At 52.7% G+C, this 21,914-nt stretch carries 20 protein-coding genes, 1 tRNA gene and 1 other RNA gene; 21 read left to right on the top strand and 1 reads right to left on the bottom strand.

Features of this window, described 5'->3' with window-relative positions:
• The first annotated feature begins 533 nt into the window (after positions 1 to 533).
• The 11 genes from N2315_01560 to N2315_01510 all read left to right on the top strand — a co-directional run bounded on the left by N2315_01560 (position 534) and on the right by N2315_01510 (position 10,100).
• Positions 534 to 609, top strand: a tRNA-Gly gene (locus N2315_01560).
• A gap of 185 nt (positions 610 to 794) precedes the next feature.
• Positions 795 to 1,121 (top strand): hypothetical protein, encoded by a 327-nt coding sequence (locus N2315_01555; GenBank protein MCX7827880.1) that lies wholly within the window; start codon positions 795 to 797, stop codon positions 1,119 to 1,121.
• The gene (locus N2315_01550; protein MCX7827879.1) at positions 1,108 to 3,108 is read left to right on the top strand and encodes a V-type ATP synthase subunit I; all 2,001 of its coding nucleotides are present in this window, start codon (positions 1,108 to 1,110) and stop codon (positions 3,106 to 3,108) included. Before N2315_01555 ends, N2315_01550 begins: the two co-directional genes overlap by 14 nt.
• Positions 3,109 to 3,146: 38 nt before the next feature.
• The gene (locus N2315_01545) at positions 3,147 to 3,650 is read left to right on the top strand and encodes a V-type ATP synthase subunit K (protein ID MCX7827878.1); all 504 of its coding nucleotides are present in this window, start codon (positions 3,147 to 3,149) and stop codon (positions 3,648 to 3,650) included.
• A gap of 19 nt (positions 3,651 to 3,669) precedes the next feature.
• Positions 3,670 to 4,257 (top strand): V-type ATP synthase subunit E family protein, encoded by a 588-nt coding sequence (locus N2315_01540; GenBank protein MCX7827877.1) that lies wholly within the window; start codon positions 3,670 to 3,672, stop codon positions 4,255 to 4,257.
• Between the two features lie 16 nt (positions 4,258 to 4,273).
• Positions 4,274 to 5,287 (top strand): V-type ATPase subunit, encoded by a 1,014-nt coding sequence (locus tag N2315_01535; protein ID MCX7827876.1) that lies wholly within the window; start codon positions 4,274 to 4,276, stop codon positions 5,285 to 5,287.
• On the top strand, positions 5,274 to 5,618 hold the full coding sequence (locus N2315_01530) for a hypothetical protein (GenBank protein MCX7827875.1): 345 nt from the start codon (positions 5,274 to 5,276) through the stop codon (positions 5,616 to 5,618). Before N2315_01535 ends, N2315_01530 begins: the two co-directional genes overlap by 14 nt.
• A 34-nt stretch (positions 5,619 to 5,652) precedes the next feature.
• Positions 5,653 to 7,446 carry a V-type ATP synthase subunit A gene (locus N2315_01525; protein ID MCX7827874.1) on the top strand — a complete coding sequence of 598 codons (1,794 nt, stop codon included), beginning with the start codon at positions 5,653 to 5,655 and terminating at the stop codon, positions 7,444 to 7,446.
• A complete protein-coding gene (locus N2315_01520; protein ID MCX7827873.1) occupies positions 7,421 to 8,854 on the top strand; it encodes a V-type ATP synthase subunit B in 1,434 nt (477 codons plus the stop codon). Before N2315_01525 ends, N2315_01520 begins: the two co-directional genes overlap by 26 nt.
• Before the next feature lie 12 nt (positions 8,855 to 8,866).
• Complete coding sequence (locus tag N2315_01515; protein ID MCX7827872.1) at positions 8,867 to 9,493, top strand: V-type ATP synthase subunit D; 627 nt, start codon at positions 8,867 to 8,869, stop codon at positions 9,491 to 9,493.
• Positions 9,494 to 9,578: 85 nt separating this feature from the next.
• Positions 9,579 to 10,100 (top strand): gamma carbonic anhydrase family protein, encoded by a 522-nt coding sequence (locus N2315_01510; GenBank protein ID MCX7827871.1) that lies wholly within the window; start codon positions 9,579 to 9,581, stop codon positions 10,098 to 10,100.
• Here the strand turns inward: N2315_01510 and N2315_01505 are convergent.
• Positions 10,082 to 10,954: a protein-glutamate O-methyltransferase CheR gene (locus tag N2315_01505; GenBank protein MCX7827870.1), complete on the bottom strand. Its 873-nt coding sequence runs from the start codon at positions 10,952 to 10,954 to the stop codon at positions 10,082 to 10,084. The genes N2315_01510 and N2315_01505 overlap by 19 nt on opposite strands.
• Positions 10,955 to 11,061: 107 nt before the next feature.
• Between N2315_01505 and rnpB the strand changes: the two genes are divergently transcribed.
• The 10 genes from rnpB (at position 11,062) to N2315_01455 (ending at position 21,789) form a co-directional block, all read left to right on the top strand.
• Positions 11,062 to 11,395, top strand: an RNA gene (rnpB, locus tag N2315_01500) — RNase P RNA component class A.
• A 148-nt stretch (positions 11,396 to 11,543) separates the two neighbouring features.
• On the top strand, positions 11,544 to 11,963 hold the full coding sequence (mraZ, locus tag N2315_01495) for a division/cell wall cluster transcriptional repressor MraZ (GenBank protein ID MCX7827869.1): 420 nt from the start codon (positions 11,544 to 11,546) through the stop codon (positions 11,961 to 11,963).
• A 15-nt stretch (positions 11,964 to 11,978) separates the two neighbouring features.
• On the top strand, positions 11,979 to 12,866 hold the full coding sequence (gene rsmH, locus N2315_01490; GenBank protein MCX7827868.1) for a 16S rRNA (cytosine(1402)-N(4))-methyltransferase RsmH: 888 nt from the start codon (positions 11,979 to 11,981) through the stop codon (positions 12,864 to 12,866).
• Between the two features lie 38 nt (positions 12,867 to 12,904).
• Positions 12,905 to 13,330 (top strand): hypothetical protein, encoded by a 426-nt coding sequence (locus N2315_01485; protein ID MCX7827867.1) that lies wholly within the window; start codon positions 12,905 to 12,907, stop codon positions 13,328 to 13,330.
• Positions 13,317 to 15,005 carry a penicillin-binding protein 2 gene (locus N2315_01480; protein ID MCX7827866.1) on the top strand — a complete coding sequence of 563 codons (1,689 nt, stop codon included), beginning with the start codon at positions 13,317 to 13,319 and terminating at the stop codon, positions 15,003 to 15,005. The genes N2315_01485 and N2315_01480 overlap by 14 nt, the downstream gene beginning before the upstream one ends.
• A 288-nt stretch (positions 15,006 to 15,293) precedes the next feature.
• Positions 15,294 to 16,745 (top strand): UDP-N-acetylmuramoyl-L-alanyl-D-glutamate--2,6-diaminopimelate ligase, encoded by a 1,452-nt coding sequence (locus N2315_01475; GenBank protein ID MCX7827865.1) that lies wholly within the window; start codon positions 15,294 to 15,296, stop codon positions 16,743 to 16,745.
• Positions 16,746 to 16,832: 87 nt separating this feature from the next.
• Complete coding sequence (locus N2315_01470; protein MCX7827864.1) at positions 16,833 to 18,242, top strand: UDP-N-acetylmuramoyl-tripeptide--D-alanyl-D-alanine ligase; 1,410 nt, start codon at positions 16,833 to 16,835, stop codon at positions 18,240 to 18,242.
• Positions 18,232 to 19,209 carry a phospho-N-acetylmuramoyl-pentapeptide-transferase gene (mraY, locus tag N2315_01465; protein MCX7827863.1) on the top strand — a complete coding sequence of 326 codons (978 nt, stop codon included), beginning with the start codon at positions 18,232 to 18,234 and terminating at the stop codon, positions 19,207 to 19,209. Before N2315_01470 ends, mraY begins: the two co-directional genes overlap by 11 nt.
• Position 19,210: 1 nt before the next feature.
• A complete protein-coding gene (gene murD / locus N2315_01460) occupies positions 19,211 to 20,608 on the top strand; it encodes a UDP-N-acetylmuramoyl-L-alanine--D-glutamate ligase (GenBank protein ID MCX7827862.1) in 1,398 nt (465 codons plus the stop codon).
• Between the two features lie 107 nt (positions 20,609 to 20,715).
• A complete protein-coding gene (locus tag N2315_01455) occupies positions 20,716 to 21,789 on the top strand; it encodes an FtsW/RodA/SpoVE family cell cycle protein (protein MCX7827861.1) in 1,074 nt (357 codons plus the stop codon).
• Positions 21,790 to 21,914 lie beyond the last annotated feature (125 nt).

Genomic DNA, 21,914 nt, shown 5'->3' with positions numbered 1-21,914 from the left:
TTAAATAAACAGATAGTGTTTAATTATATCTATCAAAGTGATTTTGGACATACAAATAATTGCTTATCGACATATGATATTGGACGCTCGGCAAACAGTATAATCGTGGTTTTTTAATAAAATAACAATGAATAATATTGTTCTGCAAACTTGGTACCTACATCATATGAGGAGAATGCGATATTTATAGTTATATGGAAGCTAAATTGCCAAGTTATTTTGTCTTTTGCGCACCACTTAAAAAGTTCATAGCAATCAATGCCCATGAAACCCCAAGAACCATGCCGGTGTCCTGGCTGTCCAGCTGACGAATAATCGCTATTGGGGACTTTGTGCCAAGCTGTATGTCCACGACAGGGAAATGCACATGAGCGTAGCTAAGACAGACGGTGACAAAAGCAATAAACAGTTCTTGGTAAAGTACCATCTTTGCGTGGAGTGCGAACTGCGAGCGGAATGGGAAACTGATACCCTTTGGGGCCTTTAGAGCTTGTCAAAATCCTGGATGTTATGTATAATGCCCAGCGTGATGTGCGGACATAGCTCAGCTGGTAGAGCATCGGCTTCCCAAGCCGAGGGTCGCGGGTTCGAATCCCGTTGTCCGCTCCATAGTTTGCAAGGGGGACGGTAGGCGTCCCCCTTTTTGCTTTATTGTATCCTGTCCTGTATCCAGGGGGATTTTTAGTCCATTCTCGTTATTTTTTGCACAATTGACGCATATGGGCTTGTTGTCTAAGATATCAACAAGCTGGGGTTTTCTAGCCTTTTACCACTTAGGAGGGGAGGTGTCTTCGTTGAGTGAGAACCTGGCTCAGGAGATTAGGCTTTGTGAGGAGGCCGCCCAGAAGATGGTGGCGGATGCAAAGGCGGAGGCTTCCAAGCTCGTTGCGGAGGCCAAGGCCTACGCTTCCAAGTCCGTGAAGGAGTCGTGGCAAAAGCTCTACCGGGAACACCGGGAGCGCATAGCCAAGGCGGAGAAGGAAGCGGATCTCGTAGCTCAGGGCCTGCTGGAGAAAGGACGTGCCGAGGCGGAGGTCTATTTCGAGAGCAAAAAGGGGTTAGTGCCGTCGGTGGTCTCTTGGGTGGTAGAAGAGGTGATGAGATCTCATGGCCTTGGTTGAGATGGGTAAATACCGCCTGGCTGTGCACTCCGAAGCGGCTGAGGCGGTCTTCAGGGAGATCCAGCGGTTCGGGTTTTGCGAGTGGATCTTGCCGGAAGAGGAAGAGGGGTTTGCCAAGGCAGAAGAAGCCAGGGAGCTCCGAGGCATAGACGACCAGCTTGGGGAAGCCCGGTTCGTCATGCGGTTCCTCGATGACAAGGCTCAGCAGAAGCCCGGTGGCTTGGATAAGGCTTTGGGAAAATCCCCTGAGCTTACCTTAGACCTTCTTGAAAAGGAAGCGGAATCAAGGAATTTCCCAAAGACTGCAGAGAAGATCCGAGGACTTGAGCGTAAGCTGGCGGAGATAAGATCCGAGGAGGCCCGCCTTAAGGGTACGTTGGCGCAGCTCGTGCCGGTCGAATCCCTTGAAGTACCTCTTTCCATGTTTAACGGTGGCACGTCAATGGTGGAGGCTCATCTTGGGTCCATATCCGAAGAGTCCTTCTTCGGTTTTTCCGAGGCCCTGCAGAACCGATTGGGAGGTTCTGTTGAGGCTATCAAGCTGCCGGGTGGCACGGATGGCCAACTGTTGTGCGCGGTTATCATCCTCAAGGCTCACTCCCAGGCATTTAGGGCTGTGGCCGACGAGGCGGGATTTCAGCGTGTGGAGTTGCCTAAGGAGCTTACTGGCCTCCCAGGGGAAGAGCTGGCCAAGATAAGGTCCAGACTGGAAGAGCTGGAAGCTAGGACCAGAGAGGTTGAAGAGGAAGCCAAGAGTTTGGCGGATGAATCCTTTGCCGATGCGCTCTTTGTGTCCGATTACCTCTCGATAGTTAAGGTCCGCAGGGAGGCCATGCTCAGATGCGGTTCAACCGGGTTTACCAGGATAGGAGAGTTCTGGATGCCGGTCTCCAAGGAGGCGGACCTCAAGAAGGTTTTGGCCCCATTCGAGTCCCATGTGGACCTTTCGAAGGCAGAAGTGGAGGAGGACGAGCTGCCCCCCACACTGCTTGAGAACCTATCATGGGCTGCTTCTTGTGAGCCTTTGACCTTGATGTACGGGGTGCCAACTTACGGCGGTGTTGATCCTACCCCCAAGATGGCCCCGTTTTTCTTCCTGTTCTTCGGGATGTGTTTTGGCGATGCGGGGTATGGGTTGATCCTGACCGCCCTTTTCTCCTACTTCCTGGTTAAACACCGGTTGAGCAGCAACCTGCGCAAGTTCTTCCAGATACTAGCAATAGGCAACGTGGCCACCGTTTTTGTTGGTGCGGTGACTGGCTCCTGGTTTGGGAACATGTTTGATGCCTTCTCCTTCCTGCGCTCCGTCAAACCCATAAAGGATGCCATGCAGATATTGGATCCCATGACGGATCCAATCACCTTCCTTGGTATCTCCCTTGCCATAGGGTTTTTGCAACTTCTCTTTGGTCTTTGGATATCCATGATGGATTCCATAAAGAAGGGAGACTACTTTGGAGCCGTGGCGGACAAGGGGAGTTGGATCGTGTTCCTCGTGGGATTGGTCTCTTGGGGGCTGGGAGGAAAGCTGTCCCCATCTATCACTGTGGTGGGTAAAATACTTTCGGCCATAGGTGCCATCGTGTTGGTTGCCACTCAGGGTAGGGACAGGAAGAACATCTTCAGCAGGGCTGTAATCGGTCTGTTGAGTCTCTACAATGTAACCGCTTATCTGGGTGATACTTTGAGTTACAGCCGTCTACTTGCCCTGGGACTATCGTCCGCCGCCATAGGAATGATAGTGAACCTCCTCTGCACTTTGGTGGTTGGAGTCCCATACGTGGGATGGCTCTTGGCGCTCGTCATATTTGTTGGGGGACATCTATTCAGCGTGGCGGCAAACATACTTGGGGCCTTTATACATTCCCTGAGGCTTCAGTACGTTGAGTTCTTCAGCAAGTTTTACGAGGCCAACGGAAGGGCTTTTACTCCCTTCTCCTGTTCTACCAGCTACGTCAGGCTGTCGGACACTGAAAATCCGGCTTAGCCCCATAAAACCTAACGAGACGAAGGAGGATGTTGAGAATGAATTCCATCATTTCCACCATGGCTGATCAGCTCGGACCGGTTCTTGCTATGTTTGGTGCCGCCTTGGCCGCCGGTGTGGCCGGCTGCGGTTCCGCCAAGGGCATAGGTATAGCCAACGAGGCTGCGGCGGGCATAATGACCGAGGATCCCAAGAAGTTCGGTCTGGCTTTGATCCTTCTGGCCCTTCCCGGTACCCAGGGTATCTATGGCCTTTTGACTGCCTTCTTTGCCATTCAGAAGGCGGGGCTTTTGGGGGGTGCGCCGGTTCACGTTACCATATGGCAAGGGCTTGGCATATTCTCCGCCTGCATCCCCATCGCATTGGCGGGGTACCTGTCTGCGGTCTTCCAGGGCAAGTCTTCAGCTGCTACCATACTGATGATATCCAAGAGGCCCGAGGAGATAGGTAAGGCGGTTATCCTGCCCGCAATGGTGGAGACCTACGCAGTTTTGGCTCTCCTCATGAGCATAATCCTGCTCAACAGCGTCAAGATAGGTTAAAGGGAAGAGGGTTCCGGATATGGCTTTGGCGGACATTAAGGCCAAAATAGAGGCTGACGCTAAGGAACAGGCGGAGGCCATTCTAAGGCGGGCGAGGGAACAGGCGGAGGAGATACGCAGGGAGGCCCAGCGCGAGGCGGAGGAGATAAGGCGCTCCTTCGACGAGAAGTTCGCCAAGGAGGCCCCGGAGATCTCAAAGCGCCGGGAGGCGGTTGCCCGGCTTGATGTTGAAAAGGAAATGCTTAACGCCAAGAGGCGGCTCATCTCTATGGTTTTCGATGAGGCATTTAAGGCCATGTCCTCCATGGACAAGACCAAGAAGGAGGCACTGATTGAGAAGCTGCTTCTCAGTGCCGTGGAAGATGGGGATGAAACGGTTGTGGTCGGGCCCTCCGAGGATCTCATCACCGAACAGTGGCTGGAGGAGTTTAACTCAAAGCATCAAAAATCCTTAAAGCTTTCTCCCCAGAGGGATCCATCCGTTAAGGGGGGTTTTCTCCTTGAGCGGGGTAGGGTGGTTACCAACTGCACGTGGGATATGCTGCTCAAGGTTTTTCAGGAGGACCGGGAATCAGAAGTGGTGAGGCAGCTCTTTGCCGACCGCTGATTGGGAGGTGGTGCGTATGGCTGTCCAGGGGGCTTATGGATACGTAGTTGCCCGCCTCCGCGCGATGGAACATCGTTTCCTGGATGCCTCTTTCATTAATAAGCTTGTGGAGAGCGATGATCTGCAAAGCTCCCTTAAGCTTTTGGGCGACACCATCTACGGGCAGTTCCTGTCCTCCCAGAGGGCGGATAGGTTCGACGAAGCCTTGGAGTCGGCGTTGCTTGATTCGTACCTTGAGGTGAGAGGTTTTGTCCCGGACGTGGCGTTGGTGGACGTTAATCGGCTTTACTACGACATCCATAACGTCAAGGTGGTTATAAAGAGCGCCATACTGGGCAAGAGGGGCAGCAAGAAGAGGTGGGATCTTATGACCTCCCTGGGGTCTGTCCCGGTGGATGACCTTTTGGAGGCGGTGGAGTCCGATGACTACAGAATGCTCCCCTTGGGGCTGGGAGAGGTGATCCATGGGTGTTTCTCCGTCTTCGAACAGACCGGAGACCCTATGGATGTGGAGTCCCTCCTCGACAGGTACTACTTCCAAATTCTGGAAGAGGTGGTGAAAGAGACCTCTCTTGCGGGCCTTTCGGATTGGGTTAAGGAAAGGGTTGACGGGGAAAACCTGAGGACCTTATTCCGCCTTAAGAGGATGGGTTTCGACTCCCAGAGGGTACTTCCCTTCCTCTATCCGGGGGGCAAACTGGATCGGTCGGACCTCATTAGTCTCCTTAGCGAGCCCGTTGGCGCGTGGAGCCGGGTACTTTACTGTACCTCTTTCAGCCAGCTCTTCAGTGCCATAGGGGATCAGATGTCTCTAGAGGAGGCTATGCCGCTTCTTGAGAAGGCCTTGGATGATCACTTCTCCGCCTACTGGAACAGGTATAGGTACGTCATAGACGCTCCGGAGAACGTGCTTGCCTTCTTGTGGGGTAAGGAGATGGAGGTCAAAAATGTTAGGATTATCCTCGTCTCCAAGGCTACCAACTATGACAAGGAGAGGGTTAGGAGGCTGTTGCGCCATGGATACCCATAGGAACCTTAAGGGCATAGGGGCCCTAGGGGATTATGAAAGCGTCCTCCCCTTCCAGGCCATAGGCTTGGATGCCGTGGTGGTTTCTCCCGATGCGGACGATGAGGAAGTTCGCAATGCGGTTCATCGTTTTAGAACCGGAGGTTTTGCCATCCTCTTCGTAACCGAGCGTGTCTACGCTAGCCATCGGGAGTTCTTGGATGAGATAAACGATACCGAAGACCTTACGGTGGTACCTATACCTGGTATAGGGGGCTCCATGGGCCTTGGGATGCAGTCAGTCCGCAAGTGCGTTGAACGAGCGGTGGGGATGGACATATTCGCCGTCCAATAGGTCACCTTAAAAAAGTTTTCTGGGGGCGATATTAGTGGCTGAGAAGAGGACCGTGAAAGGATATATATCTAAGATATCAGGCCCTCTCGTCGTGGCCTCCGGCATGGGCGGAGCGTGCATGTACGACGTGGTAAGGGTTGGAAACATGGGGCTTGTGGGCGAAATAATAGAGCTTAAGGGGGATACCGCCTCCATACAGGTCTATGAGGAGACCTCTGGACTCATGCCCGGTGAGCCGGTGGTTAGCACCGGGGAACCCCTCAGCGTGGAGCTTGGTCCAGGTCTCATAGAGCAGTTTTACGACGGGGTTCAGCGCCCGCTGAACAGCATAGAAGAGGTTGCTAAGAGTCCCTACATATCCAGAGGCATAGCAGTGCCTGCCATAAGCCGGGACAAGCGCTGGACCTTTGAGCCAAAGGCCAAAGAGGGCGACCACGTGGAAGCCGGGGATGTTTTGGGCATCGTGAAGGAGACGGTATTGGTAGAGCACCGCATACTGGTCCCCTATGGAGTTTCTGGAAAGCTTGTGTCCATAAAGGGCGGAGACTTTACTGTAGAAGAGGTCATCGCGGTAATAGGGACCGACGATGGGGATGTGGAGGTTAAGATGCTCCAGCGTTGGCCTGTCCGAATCCCTAGGCCAGTGGCCAAGCGGCTTCCGCCGGACACGCCGCTCAGCACCGGCCAGAGGGTGGTGGATACCCTCTTCCCAATAGCCCGGGGAGGTACTGCCTGCGTGCCGGGGCCCTTCGGATCCGGTAAGACCGTGATCCAGCACCAGCTCGCCAAGTGGGCTGATGCCGAGATAGTGGTCTACATAGGCTGCGGGGAGCGTGGCAACGAGATGACCGACGTGCTCCTTGAGTTCCCTGAACTTGAGGACCCGCGCTCTGGACAGCCTCTGATGAAGCGGACGGTGCTCATAGCCAATACTTCCAACATGCCCGTGGCGGCTCGAGAGGCTTCGATATACACCGGTATAACCATAGCGGAGTATTACAGGGATATGGGATACTCGGTGGCTCTCATGGCGGATTCCACCAGCCGTTGGGCGGAGGCCCTTCGTGAAATATCGGGCCGGTTGGAGGAAATGCCCGGCGAAGAAGGGTATCCTGCTTATTTGGGCACCCGTCTTGCGTCTTTCTACGAGAGGGCGGGCAGGGCCATATGCCTTGGCAATGATGGAAGGGAAGGGGCCGTGTCCATAATAGGCGCAGTCTCGCCTCCTGGCGGAGACCTGTCGGAGCCCGTCACCCAAAATACCCTCCGAGTTACTAAGGTGTTCTGGGGGCTTGATGCGAACCTGGCATATCAGCGGCACTTCCCTGCCATAAACTGGCTTACCAGTTACTCCTTGTATGCCGAAAAGCTTGGAGAGTATTGGGACAACCTCTACGATGGAGAGTGGAGCTCCTACAGGACCGAGGCAATGGGTATCCTGGAGGATGAGGACAGGCTAAAGGAGATCGTAAGACTTGTAGGTATAGATTCCCTCTCTAAGGAAGAGCGCATGACTTTGGAGACCGCTAAGTCTCTGAGAGAGGACTTCCTGCATCAGAACGCCTTCCATGAGATAGATACCTATGCCTCAATGGATAAGCAGTTCAAGATGCTAAGGAATATCCTGACGTTCCACCACCTTGCCATGGAGGTTCTAAGGCGGGGGGCCCTTCTCAAGGATGTGTTGGAGCTCCCGATAAGGGAGGAGATCGCAAGGATGAGGTACCTGGATGAGAAGGAGCTTGCTAAGCTGGACGAGCTGGAGGATAGGATAAAGGAAGTTTTGGGACAGCTTACTGCCAATGGAGGTGATGAGGATGTTGCCTAAGGAGTATCGCACCATCTCCGACCTCTCTGGGCCTCTGTTGGTGGTGGAGAAGGTCCAGGATGTCCGCTACGATGAGCTAGTGGAGATATCCCTATCCAATGGTGAAAAGCGCCGCGGAAGGGTTTTGGAGATAACCACTGATAAGGCGTTGGTCCAGGTCTTTGAGGGAACCACCGGCATTGACACGGAGAGCACCAAAGTGAGGTTCCTTGGTAAGGTGCTTACCCTTCCGGTGAGCGGCCAGATGCTGGGGCGTATATTCAATGGTCGTGGAGAGCCCATAGATGGGGGAGCGCCCATAATACCCGAAGCATCTCTGGACATAAACGGGTTCCCCATGAACCCTTATTCCAGGGACTATCCGTCGGAATTCATCCAGACCGGCATATCCACCATAGACGGCATGAATCCTCTGGTTAGAGGCCAGAAGCTTCCCATATTCTCCGGCAGTGGGCTTCCTCACAACCGGATGGCCGCCCAGATAGCCCGTCAGGCCACTGTTATCAGCGGTCATGAGGCGTTCGCGGTGGTTTTCGCCGCAATGGGCATAACCTTTGAAGAGGCCACGTTCTTCATGGATGACTTCCGTAAGACTGGGGCCATCGAGAGAACGGTTATGTTCGTCAACCTGGCGGACGACCCGGCCATAGAGCGAATAACCACTCCCCGTCTAGCCCTTACGTGTGCGGAGTATCTGGCATTTGAGAAAAACATGCACGTGCTGGTCATCCTTACGGACTTGACCAACTATTGTGAGGCTCTTAGAGAGATATCAGCGGCTCGTAAGGAGGTCCCGGGTCGGAGAGGTTACCCTGGATATCTCTATACAGACCTTGCCACCATGTACGAGAGGGCGGGGCGTCTGCGCGGTAAGTCTGGATCGATAACGCAGCTCCCGATCCTTACGATGCCGGAGGATGATAAGACCCACCCGATTCCGGACCTCACCGGTTACATAACCGAGGGGCAGATAATATTGAGCAGGGGGCTACACCGGAAGGGAATATATCCCCCTGTGGACGTTATGCCCTCTCTATCCCGTCTTAAGGACAAGGGAATAGGTAAAGGTAAGACCCGGGAAGATCATGCGGACCTGATGAACCAGCTTTTTGCCGCCTACGCAAGGGGCAAGGAAGCCAAGGAACTGGCGGTTATACTGGGCGAAGGAGCTCTTACCGAAGAGGACAAAGCCTTTGCCAAGTTTGCCGATGCCTTTGAGGATAGGTATGTGAGACAGGGTGAGTATGAGAACAGGACCATAGAAGGTACGTTGGCCCTTGGGTGGGAGCTTCTGTCCATGATACCGGTCAAAGAGCTTAAGCGAGTCAGGGATGCTTACATTGAGAAGTACCTGAACCCAATACTTGCGGAAAAGGGTAAGAAAGAGCAAGTTGGGCAGGGAGTTTAAGGGGGCCTTCCCATGGCCAAGGCTTTAAACGTAAACCCCAACCGGATGGAGCTCTCCAGGCTGAAAAAACGCCTGGTGGTGGCCAAAAGAGGGCATAAGCTGCTTAAGGATAAACAGGATGCCCTTATAAAGGAGTTCCTTCAGAGGGCGAGGGATCTCAAAAACCTCCGGGAGGAGGTTGAGGGGGAACTGAGGGTTTGCTACCAGAGCTTCCTCCTGGCAAGGTCTCAATCCCTTCCGTCCTTGCTGGAGCAGGCCCTTTTGTTATCCAGTGGTGGGCTGGGGGTTGAAGAGAAAAGGAAGAACGTTATGAGCGTGAGCATACCGCTATACACTCTCTCTGAGCGTGCGGTGGGGCTTACCTACGGTCTTCTAACCTCTTCTGGAAGCTTGGATGTTACCCTGGAGAAGTTCGAGTCCCTGCTGCCTAAACTGGTTCGATTGGCCGCTGAGGAGAAGGCTTTACGGCTCATGGCCAAGGAGATAGAAAAGACCAGGCGGCGGGTGAACGCACTGGAGTACGTCCTGATCCCCAGCTTCATAGAGACCATAAAGAACATATCCATGAAGTTGGATGAGATGGAGAGGGCTACCCTGGGGCGGCTTATGAGGATCAAGGAGATAGTGCGATCCCACTAATCTTATCCCTTTAGGGCGTGCCTTGGGGGGTTCCCCCATGGGGCACGCCCTTGTAATTATTATTTTTAACGGAGGGATAATCATCATGAACGCTCAGAATCTGTTGCCCTTTGATGGGGTAATGCCGGAGGTGGACGAGGATTCCTTTGTGGCTCCCACTGCGTGTCTTATAGGGAAGGTTAAGGTTGGCAAGGGGGCCAGCGTATGGCATCATGCGGTTTTAAGGGGTGACCTTAACCGCATAGAGATAGGGGACAGGTCTAACATACAGGACGGTTGTATAGTTCATGTAACCGATCAACTGCCCGTGGTGGTTGAAGAGGACGTTACGGTGGGCCATGGTGCCATACTGCATGGCTGTACCATAAAGAGGGGTTGTCTGATAGCCATGCGGGCCACTGTTTTGGATGGTGCTGTGGTTGGTGAAGGTTCTGTCATAGCTGCAGGGGCCATAGTCCCAGAGGGGGCTCAGATTCCGCCTGGCAGCGTGGTAATGGGTATTCCCGGCAAGGTGGTAAGGGAGGTAAGGGAGAAGGACAGGGAGAAACTGGCATTCCTGTCCTCCTCCTACGTGGAACTATCTTCCCGCTACAAGGGTCTGCGGTAAAGGAATGGCCCTGCGGATTCGAAGCCAATGTTCTTGTAATCGAAGATCTGCTCGGTAGACCCTGTCATCAGATAGCCACCGGGACGAAGAGCCTCAAAGAACTTCCTGTATAGGAGGCTCTTCGTCTCCGGGGAGAAATATATCACCACGTTCCTACAGAGGATGACGTCGAAGTTCTTGTCGAACTGATCCTTTATGAGGTTCTGCTGTTTGAAGACTACCCTGTCCTTTACCTCCTGTTTGATCTGAACGGTGTTTGAATCTATTTCGATAAAGTATTTTTTCAGCCAATCGGGAGGGGCGTTCAGGAGCTGTCGTTTTTGATATATCCCCCTCTGAGCTATGGCTATAGCTCCCCGATCGATGTCGCTGGCCAAGACCGGCTGTGGGTTTATGACTCCTGTCTCAATGGAAAGAATTGCTAGGGAATATGGCTCTTCCCCTGTGGCGCATCCAGCGCTCCAGAGTTTAACCTTTTTTTGCCCCGTTTCACTGAATATCGATGGTAGAACCTTGTCCCTAAGATCCCACCATCTGGCTGGATTTCTGAAGAACTCCGATACGTTGATGGTTAAGTAGTCCAGAAATTCCCTGAGCTTATCTTCCCTGGAGGCCATCATGTTGAAATATTCGTCGTACGATCTGACCCCCCACCGTTGCATAAGCATATGAACCCGTCGGTGGATCTGATATTTGTAAGCATTCAAGTCAACGCCGGTTAGATCTTGAACCTTTTTCTTGAAGGTTTCATACTCTGGAGGGGCAGGATAAGGTCTTTCGTCGATAGATATGGCGAACAACCCCTTTCTTGTGAAGTGTTCTGTGGCCTCCGTTGCGGATATTTTACTTAGCATGAGGTTGTGTAGCAACAGGACATTATTTGTCATGTTTCAATGAACAACGAACGCTGTCCGTCGCTATGGACATCCAATGTAATGTGTAATAAACTTTGCTGGCTTGGGGAGTACCACATCCAGTCGCTGTCTTATGGCAGAGGAAAGTCCGGGCTCCACAGGGCAGGATGCTGGAGAAATTCCAGTGAGCGCGAGCTCAAGGATAGCGCCACAGAAAAGATACCGCCCCTTAACTGGGGTAAGGGTGAAAAGGCGGGGTAAGAGCCCACCAGCCGACGGGTGACCGTCGGGCTTGGCAAGCCCCATCCGGAGCAAGGCCGAATAGGGGGGGATGACGTGGCCCGCGGACCCCCGGGTACGGCCGCTTGAACGCCTCCGCAAGGAGTGCGTCAGAGAAATGACTGGGCTTAGACAAAACCCGGCTTACGGGGTGCTCCCCAAGGACCCGCTTATAATTTTCTGCGCCTAAAGTATTATTTCAAATGGGCCCAAAGCCTCATATTGGTTTTGGGCCCTGCCTTTATTTGTCTCGGCTTTGGTGGTAAAAAGTGGTAGTAAGTGGTTTAAAGGGGATGGTAGCGGTTTGTTGGTGGGGACCTATGATCACCGGATGGATTCAAAAGGGCGTCTTGTCCTTCCCTCCAGGTTCAGAGATGAACTTGGGGATCGTCTTATTGCCACGGTGGGAATAGATTCCTGCGTATCTGTGTATGGGCTTCAGGGTTGGAGATCGTTTTTTGAAAGGCTTAGCTCCCTATCGTCTGCCAAGGCGGGTTGCAGGGATGTAAAAAGGCTTCTTATGGCTTCTGCTGTGGAAATAGAAGTGGATCCAATGGGGCGGGTGCTTATACCTTCCTTTCTTAGGGAACACGCTTCGCTGAACAGGGAGATATCTGTAATAGGAGTTGGGGATCACGTGGAGATTTGGGATAGAGACTTATGGGGAGCCAGGAGGTCGCAAATAATATCGGAGCTTCCCGCCATAGTGGAAGGGGTTGAAGGGCTTTAAATGGTGCATGTCCCAGTGATGTTAAACGAGGTGCTTTCTATGCTCAGCCCCTTTGAGGATGTGGAGCTGGTGGTGGATGGAACTTTAGGGGCTGGGGGGCATACTATGGCCATACTGGAGAACTGCCCCAACGCTTTTGTGCTTGGCATAGATCAGGATGAGTCCATATTGGCCATAGCTAAGGATAGGCTGTCTGTTTTCAAGGATAGGGTTCGTTTTGCGTTGGGCAACTTTCGCGATATAAAGTCCATACTTTCAGAGTCTGGCTTCGATAGCGCGCAAGTTTTCCTCTTTGACCTGGGCATATCTTCGCTTCAGGTGGATTCTCCGGAAAGGGGGTTTTCTTTTAATTACAACGGGCCCCTTGACATGAGGATGGATATGGGGAGGGTTTGTTCTTCCCTGACTGCGGCTGACATTGTCAACACATGGTCTCCGGCGGAGTTGACCATGCTCTTTAGGCGCTATGGCGAAGATCCCTTTGCTTTTCAGGTGGCCAGAGGCATATGCAGGCGCAGGGAGAAGGACGGCCCCATAAGGACCTGCGAGGAGCTGGTGGAGGTCATAAGATCCGCCATCCCGGCCCCAGCTCAGAGGAAGATGAAGGGGCATCCGGCCAGACGTATATTCCAGGCCCTGCGGATTCAGGTTAACGATGAGATGGGTGCCCTTGAAAACCTGCTTGATCAGCTTCCTCAGATAACGAGACGGGGGGGCAAGGTAATCTTTATAACCTACCATTCCCTGGAGGACAGGATGGTCAAGCGTAGCATGAGGAGCTGGCTTGAGGCGGGATTGGGAAGGCCCGTGAACTCCAAGCCGCTTGTGCCGTCGGAAGAGGAGTTGGAGGTTAACCGCAGGTCTAGGAGCGCAAAGGTAAGGTGTTTTACGTTCGCATCTTAAGGAGTTGAGTTCATAGGTGAGAGGAGGAGGTGTCTTAGGTGTCTATCCCTAAACATGAGAGCCCCCAGCGGATAAGCCCCGCATGTCTTGTGGCCGTGGTGGTCATGGTGTTTTTTGCCGTATCCCTTGGGGGGGTTAGGCTTTATTCCCTTTACTTAGAGTACCGACTGTCGGACATAAATTCCAGGATAGAGGCCGAGATGAGCCGAAGGGTCCAGTTGGAAATAAAGATGGCTTCCATGCTATCCCCAGAAAGGATATATGTGAGCGCTAAAAATCGGTTGGGGATGAAACCCCGCAGCTCCTTTCAAGTGGTAAGGCTTGTAGGAGGGGACGTGGGATATGGGCTTGTTGGGGATGATTCACAAGATCCAGTAAACGTCGGGGGATGTAGGGCAGAAAGGCGTTCGCCGTCGCCCCCTACGGTCTTCGAGATGGCAGGAGAGGCCCATGCCCAAGAGTAGCAGATCCGGATACCCCAGGCGGCACAGCCAGTGGATAGCTCTGGCGGCCGCCTTTCTGGTGGTGGCGGTTAACCTGGTTAGGGTTCATCTGTTTCCGGACCCTAGAGTTTCGTCTCAAGCTTCAAAACAATATTGGGCTCAGGTGCCAATAAGCACTTCCAGGGGTGGGATATTCGATAGGAATGGCATCCCGCTGGCCCTTTCTGTCCCATCTGAGAGTTTCTTTATAGACCCGCTCTATTGGGATCCTGCCAACGCGTCCATGCTTAATGGGCTGGTGGATCAGAAGGACCTTGTTCGTTTCCAGCGATCTCTTCAGGGGAGGTTCGTATGGGTTAGGCGAAAGGTGGATCAATCGTTGGCCCATGCGTATCTTTCCAAGGAAATTCCTGGGCTTTTTCCCATAAGGGAGAGCGCCAGGGTATATCCTCATGGGCACCTTGGAGCTCATGTGTTAGGTTTCTGCGATGTTGATGATAACGGGCTGGCGGGGATAGAGAGGGCTTGGAACAACATCTTGTTTTCTCCCCAGCAGACTCGGCTGCTTGCCAGGGATGCCAAGGGCAAGCTTCTGGACATAGTGGGAAACAGCTCCGACGAAGACTACGTTGGGGCGGGAAACATATATCTTTCGATAGATTCAAGGATACAGCAGATACTAGAGGAAAATCTGATGGTGGGAGTTAAAGATGCAAACGCTGCCTGGGGAGCTGCAGTTTGTATGGATCCTAACGATGGCTCAATAATTGGTTTGGCCAGTTACCCCACGTTTGATCCCAATGACAGGGGGTCATTTTCCAACCAGGAGGCTTTGCGCAACAACGTTATATCCAGGGTCTATGAGCCTGGGTCAACCTTTAAGCCTTTAGTTATGGGCCTTGCCATGGAGGAGGGGTTGGTAAGCGTTGCTGACAGGTTTTCTTGCTCCGGTAGCGTTAAGATAGCTGACCATATTATAAGGGACGTCAAGAGGGGTGGACATGGCATAGAGGATCCACAAAAGATATTGGTCAACTCATGTAACGTTGGTATGGCGCTGATAGGGGTTAGGTTTCACGTGTTCCGATTTTACCAGGGCCTTAGGTCCTTGGGCTTTGGTCAGAGAACCGGGATAGATTTAGCTGGCGAGGAGGCGGGGCTTATGCAACCCCCTGAGAGGTGGCTAGGGGTTGTTCCTGCAAACGTGGCCATAGGCCAGGGGGTAGGGGTTACCCCAATCCAGCTTGTTTCCGCCATAGCCGCCATTGCCAACGGGGGTCACCTGCTTAAGCCTTACGTGGTAAGAGAGGTTAGGGATGACAAGGGAAATGTGATATACCGGGGCAAGAGCACTCCAAAATCCGCCGTGTTCTCCCCCGGGGTTGCCGCTTACCTTAGGGAGAGCATGAGGGAAGTCGTCAAGTCCGGTACTGGCAAGGGGGCTGATACCCCCCTTGAAGCGGTGGCAGGGAAGACCGGAACTGCTCAGGTAGCTGCAGGAGGTACATATACAAAGGGGCGCTATGTGGCGTCCTTCGTCGGTTTTTGGCCCTATAGGAAACCCAAATACGTATTGCTGGTGGTAATAGGAGAACCCAAAGGAGGGCGATTCTACGGAGGGGAACTTGCAGCTCCGGTTTTTAAGAACATAGTTGAGGCCATATCCCTCCTACCAAAAGATAAAAACTCAAGGTGATCATTCGATTTCTTAAATATGGGCGTGCTTTGGCTCTTTGAGTTTTAAGAAATAGGCACACCACCCCCGGAGGCGGGGATAAGGTCTGTCTTGTAATGGCTTGAACTCTGATCTCTGAGGTTGCCACATGCTAAAAACAACAAGAAAGAAGTTGGCACGGCAAAGGGGAAAAATGACGAAACTACCTGAGGCAGGTGATATGTGGTGAAGCTTAGGGAGTTGTTGGATTTAATAAAAAAAGAGCCGGGTTTTGTATCCTTAATTGTAAAAGATGAGTCCTTTCTGGACTTGGAAGTACGCGATGTGGTGTCGGACACCTACAGCGTAAGAGATGGGTCTATATTTGTTTGCGTAAGAGGCAGCAAGCATGACGGTCACGGGTTTGCGAAGGACGCAGTAAGATCAGGAGCGGTGGCGTTATGTGTGAAAAACCCCGTTGAAGATGTACAAGTCCCCCAGGTGGTTTCTTCAAACCCAAGGTCCTTCATGGGTAGGCTGGGGGCCGTGTTGTACGGTTGGCCCTCTAAGCAGATCAAGATGATCGGAGTGACAGGCACCAACGGGAAAACCACCACCACGTACATGATAAGGTCGATATTCGATGCGGCAGGCATAAAAACTGGCCTCTTGGGAACCATATTTTACTGTGATGGCATCTCATTTGAATATGCCGATAGGACAACTCCTGAGGGCAGCGGCATCCAGATGTTCCTTAAAAGGATGAGGGATAACGGTTGCGGCGCCTGCGTTATGGAGGCCTCCTCCCATGGGCTGGAGCAGGGGAGGCTGGAGGGGTGCCTTTTTGATGGGGCGGTTTTTACAAACCTTACCCCTGAGCACCTGGACTTTCACGGAAGTATAGACTCTTATTTCGATGCGAAGAGGAAGCTTTTCCGCCATTACATGAAAGATGGCTGGGTGGGGGCTTCGAATGCATCCGATCCGTGGGGCAAGCGGCTTCTAGACGAGTATGGCGGCAACATGGTGGGTTATGCCGTGATAGGGGGACAAGAGCTTCCTCAGGTTGGTGCTTGGTGCGGCCGGGTGATGTCCTATGGCCTTGATGGCATGACGTTGGATGTCTTTGATCCCCAGGGAAAGGTGTTCGTTCAAAAGCTTTCCGTGCCCCTTATAGGGGAGTACAACGCCGAGAATGCCATGGGGGCTATCGCCCTTTGCGCCTCCATGGGCATAGATCCTTCCTCTATAAGAGATGGCATTGCATCAATGCCTCAGGTGCCTGGCAGATTGGAGACCTACCGGTTCCCTAATAGGGTGGTGGCGGTGATTGATTACGCCCATACGCCGGATGGTTTGGAGAAGGTTTTGACAGCCCTTAGGAAGGTCTGTGTCGGGAAACTCTGGGCGGTATTTGGTCACGGGGGTGAGAGGAGCAGGGAACATAGGCCCAAACTGGGAGGAGTTGCCTCTTCCTTGGCTGACAGGGTGGTTATCACTATGGACAATCCAAGGAGCGAGGATCCCGAGGAGATAGCGCGACAGATAGAATCTGGAATGGCAAGCCCAAGGGAAGGATTTGCCCATTGGGTTATAATAAACCGTTCGGAGGCCATACGGTTTGCCATGGATAACGCCGCTCCTGGTGATTTGGTGGCCATAACCGGCAAGGGGCCGGAGAGGTTCCTGATCTTTGCGGATCGTAAGGAGCCCTTCGAAGATCGGTTGGAAGTGATTAATTGGGGAAGGAAGCACTTTAGCCCCCTGGAGTGGAATGTTTAAGGGCGTTTTGTCTTTTCTTGGTATTCCACGGGAGAGGCGAGTGATCTTTCCATATAAATCTTTACAAAGACAGGGGATTTGATTTTTATGTCCGCTGAGGATTTTCTTACCCTTGGAGATGTAGTGAGGCTATCTGGAGGAACCCTGGTGGGGGCTGATGGACCTCTACCCAGAGGTATTTCAATTGACAGCAGGGATGTGAGCAGGGGAGATTTATTCGTTGCAATCGAAGGGAATAGAACCGATGGGCATGGCTATGTGTCTCAGGCGTTTCAGCGTGGGGCGGCGTGTGCTCTGGTGAAGCGGTCAAAGCTTGATAGCCTGGAAGTTCCCGTGGGATGCAGCGTAGTTGCGGTTGATGATACCGAGAAGGCTTTGGCCCTTGCAGCCAGGGAGTGGCTTGACAGGGTATCCCCAAGGGTCATGGGGGTCACTGGATCGGTTGGCAAGACCACCACCCGGGAGGTACTGTTGGCCGCAATGAGGGGTGTAGGGACTGTGCACAGTGCTCCCAAGAGCTACAACACCATGATAGGGTCGTCCCTGACCGTTTTATCCATGCCCAAGGGGTGCAGATTCCTGGTCCTTGAGTACGGCACCAGTAGTTTTGGAGAGATATCCTCCCTTGTCAGTGTGTTCCCCCCTAACGACATGATAATAACGGAGGTTCGCCCTGCCCACTTGGAGGGGTTGGGAAGCATTGAGGGAGTTTTAAAAGCTAAGCTGGAGATATTGGAGTCCTCCAGGGGTGAGTTTTTGTCTTATAACGCCGATAACGACTTGTTGTGGAATGCCCTGGCTGACCAAGGGGGAGGAATGGGCGGTTTAGAAACGTTATCGGTAGGTGTCGTGAGGGGCGACGTAAGGATTGAACACCGTGAGGTCCTGTGGTCGCCAGAGGGCCCCAGGCTCTTTATGGTGGCTTCCCATGGTGGCGCAAGGGTAGAAATATCCTCTGGGTTATGGCTTCTCCATAATGCCTACTCTTTGGCCTTTGCTTGGATTATGGCAAGACGAAACGGGGGAGAGGTTTCTTTCCTTGAGGCAGCCCGTTGCTTGGCTCCCTTCCCTGGTAGAGGCAACGTCGTTAGGACAAGCGATGGAGGATGGATGATCGACGAATCCTATAACGCAAATCCAGCCTCCATGGGGGCTGCCATAGACAATTTGATGGAGCTGGCTCAAAAGGGAGGCCTGCGTCCCCAGGCAGTCTTAGGGGGCATGTTGGAATTAGGGATGGAATCTGACCATTGGCATGCCGTAATCGTGGATAAACTGCGGGCACTTAAGGGGATACAAAAGCTTGTCCTGGTAGGTAAGGAGTGGCCCAGGTCGGGACTCCCCGACTTTGCGGTTTTGGTGGACGGTTTGGATGACGTTCTGGAGCTTCCGCTTGACTTGGGAGAGGATACCATAACCCTGATCAAAGGATCCAGGGGCTATGGGCTTGACGGTTTTGTTAAGGTTAACTCCAAGGGGCTTTGTGATGAACGGTGAAGGAGCGTTGTCGTTCAGAGATGCGTCCATAGCGGTCCTTTTGTTGGTCTTCATCTTGACCTTCCTTTCCCAGGTGTTTTCCCAAGAGCTCTGGGTGAGGTTTATGGTGCATCTTAAGATAAAGCAGAACGTCAAGGAATATGGTCCAGAGGGACATGTGGCAAAGGTGGGGACTCCTTCTATGGGTGGGGTGGTGTTCCCACTTTGCGCCGTTCCCCTTTTGTATTTATATGGGAGGGATATTTGGAATTTGTTCTCCCTACCCCTTCTTGCTGCGGCGGTTGGCTACTTGGATGACCACGCTAAGGTGATAAGAAGGTCCGGGGACGGTCTTTCCAGCCTTCAAAAGCTTGGGCTGCAGGTGGCCCTGTCCATTCCCTGGTGTGCCTGGGTATCCATGACGGAAGGGATTTACCTTTGGCCTGGGATGAGGGTTGCGGAGTATTTTGCCATCCCGTTGCTTCTTTTCTTGAGTGTAGGCATTCAGAATGCGGTTAACGTTACCGATGGCCTGGACGGGCTTGCGGCGGGGACCATGGCTATATCGGTGCTGGGTTTTACGCCGTTTTTATTGGGTAACCCCATGGGACTTGCCTTTGCGGTTGCGTTGCTCGCTGTTTGTCTTGCCTTTCTTTGGCACAACTCTTACCCCGCCCGGGTCTTCATGGGAGATGGGGGGGCTCACTTCCTAGCAGGAGCTCTCTTGGTGTTGGGGGTCATATCAGGCAGACTGTGGCTTTTGTTGCCGATGGGGTTTCTCTTTGGGGTTGAGATTTTTTCTGTGGCAATTCAGATAGTCGCGATAAGAGGGTTTGGCCGGAAGGTCTTCAAGATGAGCCCTATTCACCACCACTTTGAGTTGATTGGATGGCCCGAGACCAGGATAGTGGCCAGGTTTTGGTTGACCCATATATTGGGTATGGTGCTTTTGCTGGTGATCGCTGCTGCTTTGGGGGAGGCGTTTTGAGTTGAAGGGTCTTAGCAGTCATTGGGCGGGAAAAGCCGTAACCATAATAGGAGGCGGGCTGAGCGGGGTAGCCTTGGCGAGGCTCGCCAAAGAGGCGGGTGCAAGGGTTTTCCTTTCTGATTCCGCCAAGATAAAGGAAGGCTGGCTGTCTGAGGTCAAGGACATGGGTATCGCATTTGAGGAGGGAGGGCACACCGAGAGACTTTTTGATGCCGATGCGTTGGTCTTAAGTTCAGGGATAGCCCCCTCTTCACCGGTGCTTTCCCATGCCAGGGACAGGGGGATCCCTATAATTGGAGAGCTGGACTTTGTGGCCCCATTTTTGAATGCCCCGGTTATCGCGGTAACAGGTAGCAACGGGAAGACCACCACCACCGGCATGTTGGGGCACATATTTGCCTCGTTGGGCGTTAGGGGGATCATCGCGGGCAACATAGGCAATCCGATTGCGAGGGTCCCCTTAGACTTCTCCGATTCCCAGGTTGTGGCTGCAGAGGTGAGCAGTTTTCAGCTCTTCTGGTGCTCCAGGGCTGCTTTTGCAGGAAGCGTGATAACAAACATAGCGCCGGATCACATAGATTGGCACGGGTCATTTGAAAATTACGTGGCATCCAAGAGAAGGGCCATGGAGAGGACCATGCCCTCCGGTTTCTCCGTGATACAGCGTTCGGATGTGGATGTATTGAGGGCATCGGATTTTTCGCATAGGATGCTGACCTTGGCATGGGGCGACGGCCTTGAGGATGGAAGCCTTGAGGATGGAAGCATATATTTGGATGATGAGGCCAAGGAAGCCAAGATGATCCTTGAGGGTGGCGCAATAAGGCTTTTCCGGTTTGAACAAATTAAGCTGCTGGGCAAGCACAATCTTGAGAACGCTGCCATGGCTTTGGCCTCTGTTACGATGTTCCTGCGACGTCCTGTATCTGGAGACGAGGCAGGCATGTCTACCTTTAAATCTCCACCCCATCGTTGTGAACCCGTAGGGGTGGTTAATGGCGTTGTATTTGTGGATGACTCTAAGGGTACGAACGTGGCTGCCACTGTTACTGCTCTAAAGAGTTTAAAGTGCCCTGGCAAAGGAAGGAAGATAATACTCCTCGGCGGCCGCGGCAAGGGGGAAACTTATGATCTGCTTGCCAAGGCGGTTTTGGAAGAGTGTTCTTATGCGGTTTTATATGGAGAGGAGGGCATGGCCATTGGAGATGCTCTCTCTGGGGCAGGTTTCTCCAAATGGACATATGTTGCCGACCTGGAGGACGCGGTAAAAAAAGCCTATGAGGTGGCAAAACCCGATGACATGGTGCTCCTCTCTCCCGCATGCACCAGCTGGGATCAATATTCAAGCTACAAGGAGCGTGGAGATCATTTTAAGCGTTTGGTGGCATCCCTTGTTTAGCTTAAATTGAATGTTTTGCGGGGTGATATAAATTGTCCCGAGCAGGAGGATCGCTTTTGGCTTCACAGGGGCACGACGATTATAGGGATGCCAGACCCGACGTCCTTATGTGGTTGATCCCGCTTCTATTGAACGGTCTTGGTATATTGGTGATAACCTCCACCACTACCCCTAAGATATTTGGGGATAGCGGATCACCTTTCTGGGTTGGTGTGAAGCAGTTTCAATGGATGCTGATTGGCTTAGCGGGGTTCCTGGTAGGTTGGAGGGTGCCCTTTAGAATGTGGGTTCGTGCAAGCGGCGTTCTTTGGGTTGTTTCCATATTTTTGGTGTTCTGTACCCTCCTTCCCGGCATAGGGGCCACCATAGGTGGCGCAAGAAGATGGCTTAGAATCGCCGGCTTGTCTTTTCAACCAGGGGAAGCTTTGTATCTCTTTTTTTCTATTCACCTTACCAAGATGTTGTATAAACACGACAGGGATGAAATAAAGTCCTTCGCTGTTTTGATGTCCCTTATCTTAATATCTGCTGTGCCGCTTTTGCTGCAGCCAGACCTCGGGACCACCATACTCATATTTACGATAGGAATGGGCATTTTTGTGGAGCGCCATGGTTGGAGGTTTCCCCTTATATCTGCTTTGGGGGGGGTAGTGGTCTTGGTGTTGCTTATAGTGGCCGAGCCCTACCGGATGAGGAGGGTGGTTGCATTTTGGGATCCGTGGAAAGATCCGCTGGACACCGGTTTTCAGGCTATTCAGGGGCTGATTGCCTTTAACAACGGTGGGCTTTGGGGGACAGGCCTAGGGCATGGCTTTCAAAAGCTCCAATACCTACCTGCGGCGTACACCGATTTCATATTTGCCGCCCTTGGGGAGGAGATGGGGCTAGTGGGCACCATGGGGGTGCTTGCCCTCTTCTTCATATGGGCCATGAGGGTTAAGCGGCATTACTTCTTGATGGAGGACGACCTCATGGCCTCCATGCTTTGGGCCATGGTGCTGACCATAATTACCCCCTTCTTTGTTAACGTAGGGGGGGTTACAAAGATGATGCCTCTTACCGGCATGCCGTTGCCATTTTTGAGTTACGGCGGCACATCGTTGGTTATGATGTGGTTTAGGCTTGGTATGGTGGTAGGGATATGCAGCGCAGGGGCATCGCAGAAGAGGGGATTGGCTTGAGAATAAGACGAGTCATGATAGTTGCTGGCGGAACCGGAGGACACATATGGCCCGCAATAGCCTTTGGAGCTTGGCTTAAGGAGGAGCATCCTGATGTGGATCTTTCCTTTGTGTCAGGCTCAAGG

It is taken from the genome of Thermanaerothrix sp. (genome assembly GCA_026417795.1).
Taxonomy (GTDB): domain Bacteria; phylum Synergistota; class Synergistia; order Synergistales; family Synergistaceae; genus Thermanaerovibrio.
The sequence above is the reverse complement of the archived record's forward strand: the minus strand, read 5'-3'. Positions and strand labels throughout refer to the sequence as shown.

Bases quoted from the DNA above. Each gene is read 5' to 3' on its own strand.
- N2315_01545 (MCX7827878.1), top strand. From the start codon at position 3,147: ATGAATTCCATCATTTCCACCATGGCTGATCAGCTCGGACCGGTTCTT.
- N2315_01520 (MCX7827873.1), top strand. From the start codon at position 7,421: ATGGAGGTGATGAGGATGTTGCCTAAGGAGTATCGCACCATCTCCGAC.
- N2315_01455 (MCX7827861.1), top strand. From the start codon at position 20,716: ATGTGGTTGATCCCGCTTCTATTGAACGGTCTTGGTATATTGGTGATA.
- N2315_01510 (MCX7827871.1), top strand. From the start codon at position 9,579: ATGAACGCTCAGAATCTGTTGCCCTTTGATGGGGTAATGCCGGAGGTG.
- N2315_01540 (MCX7827877.1), top strand. From the start codon at position 3,670: ATGGCTTTGGCGGACATTAAGGCCAAAATAGAGGCTGACGCTAAGGAA.
- N2315_01530 (MCX7827875.1), top strand. From the start codon at position 5,274: ATGGATACCCATAGGAACCTTAAGGGCATAGGGGCCCTAGGGGATTAT.
- N2315_01515 (MCX7827872.1), top strand. From the start codon at position 8,867: ATGGCCAAGGCTTTAAACGTAAACCCCAACCGGATGGAGCTCTCCAGG.
- N2315_01470 (MCX7827864.1), top strand. From the start codon at position 16,833: ATGTCCGCTGAGGATTTTCTTACCCTTGGAGATGTAGTGAGGCTATCT.
- mraY (MCX7827863.1), top strand. From the start codon at position 18,232: ATGAACGGTGAAGGAGCGTTGTCGTTCAGAGATGCGTCCATAGCGGTC.
- N2315_01535 (MCX7827876.1), top strand. From the start codon at position 4,274: ATGGCTGTCCAGGGGGCTTATGGATACGTAGTTGCCCGCCTCCGCGCG.
- N2315_01550 (MCX7827879.1), top strand. From the start codon at position 1,108: ATGGCCTTGGTTGAGATGGGTAAATACCGCCTGGCTGTGCACTCCGAA.
- N2315_01480 (MCX7827866.1), top strand. From the start codon at position 13,317: ATGCCCAAGAGTAGCAGATCCGGATACCCCAGGCGGCACAGCCAGTGG.
- N2315_01505 (MCX7827870.1), bottom strand. From the start codon at position 10,954: ATGCTAAGTAAAATATCCGCAACGGAGGCCACAGAACACTTCACAAGA.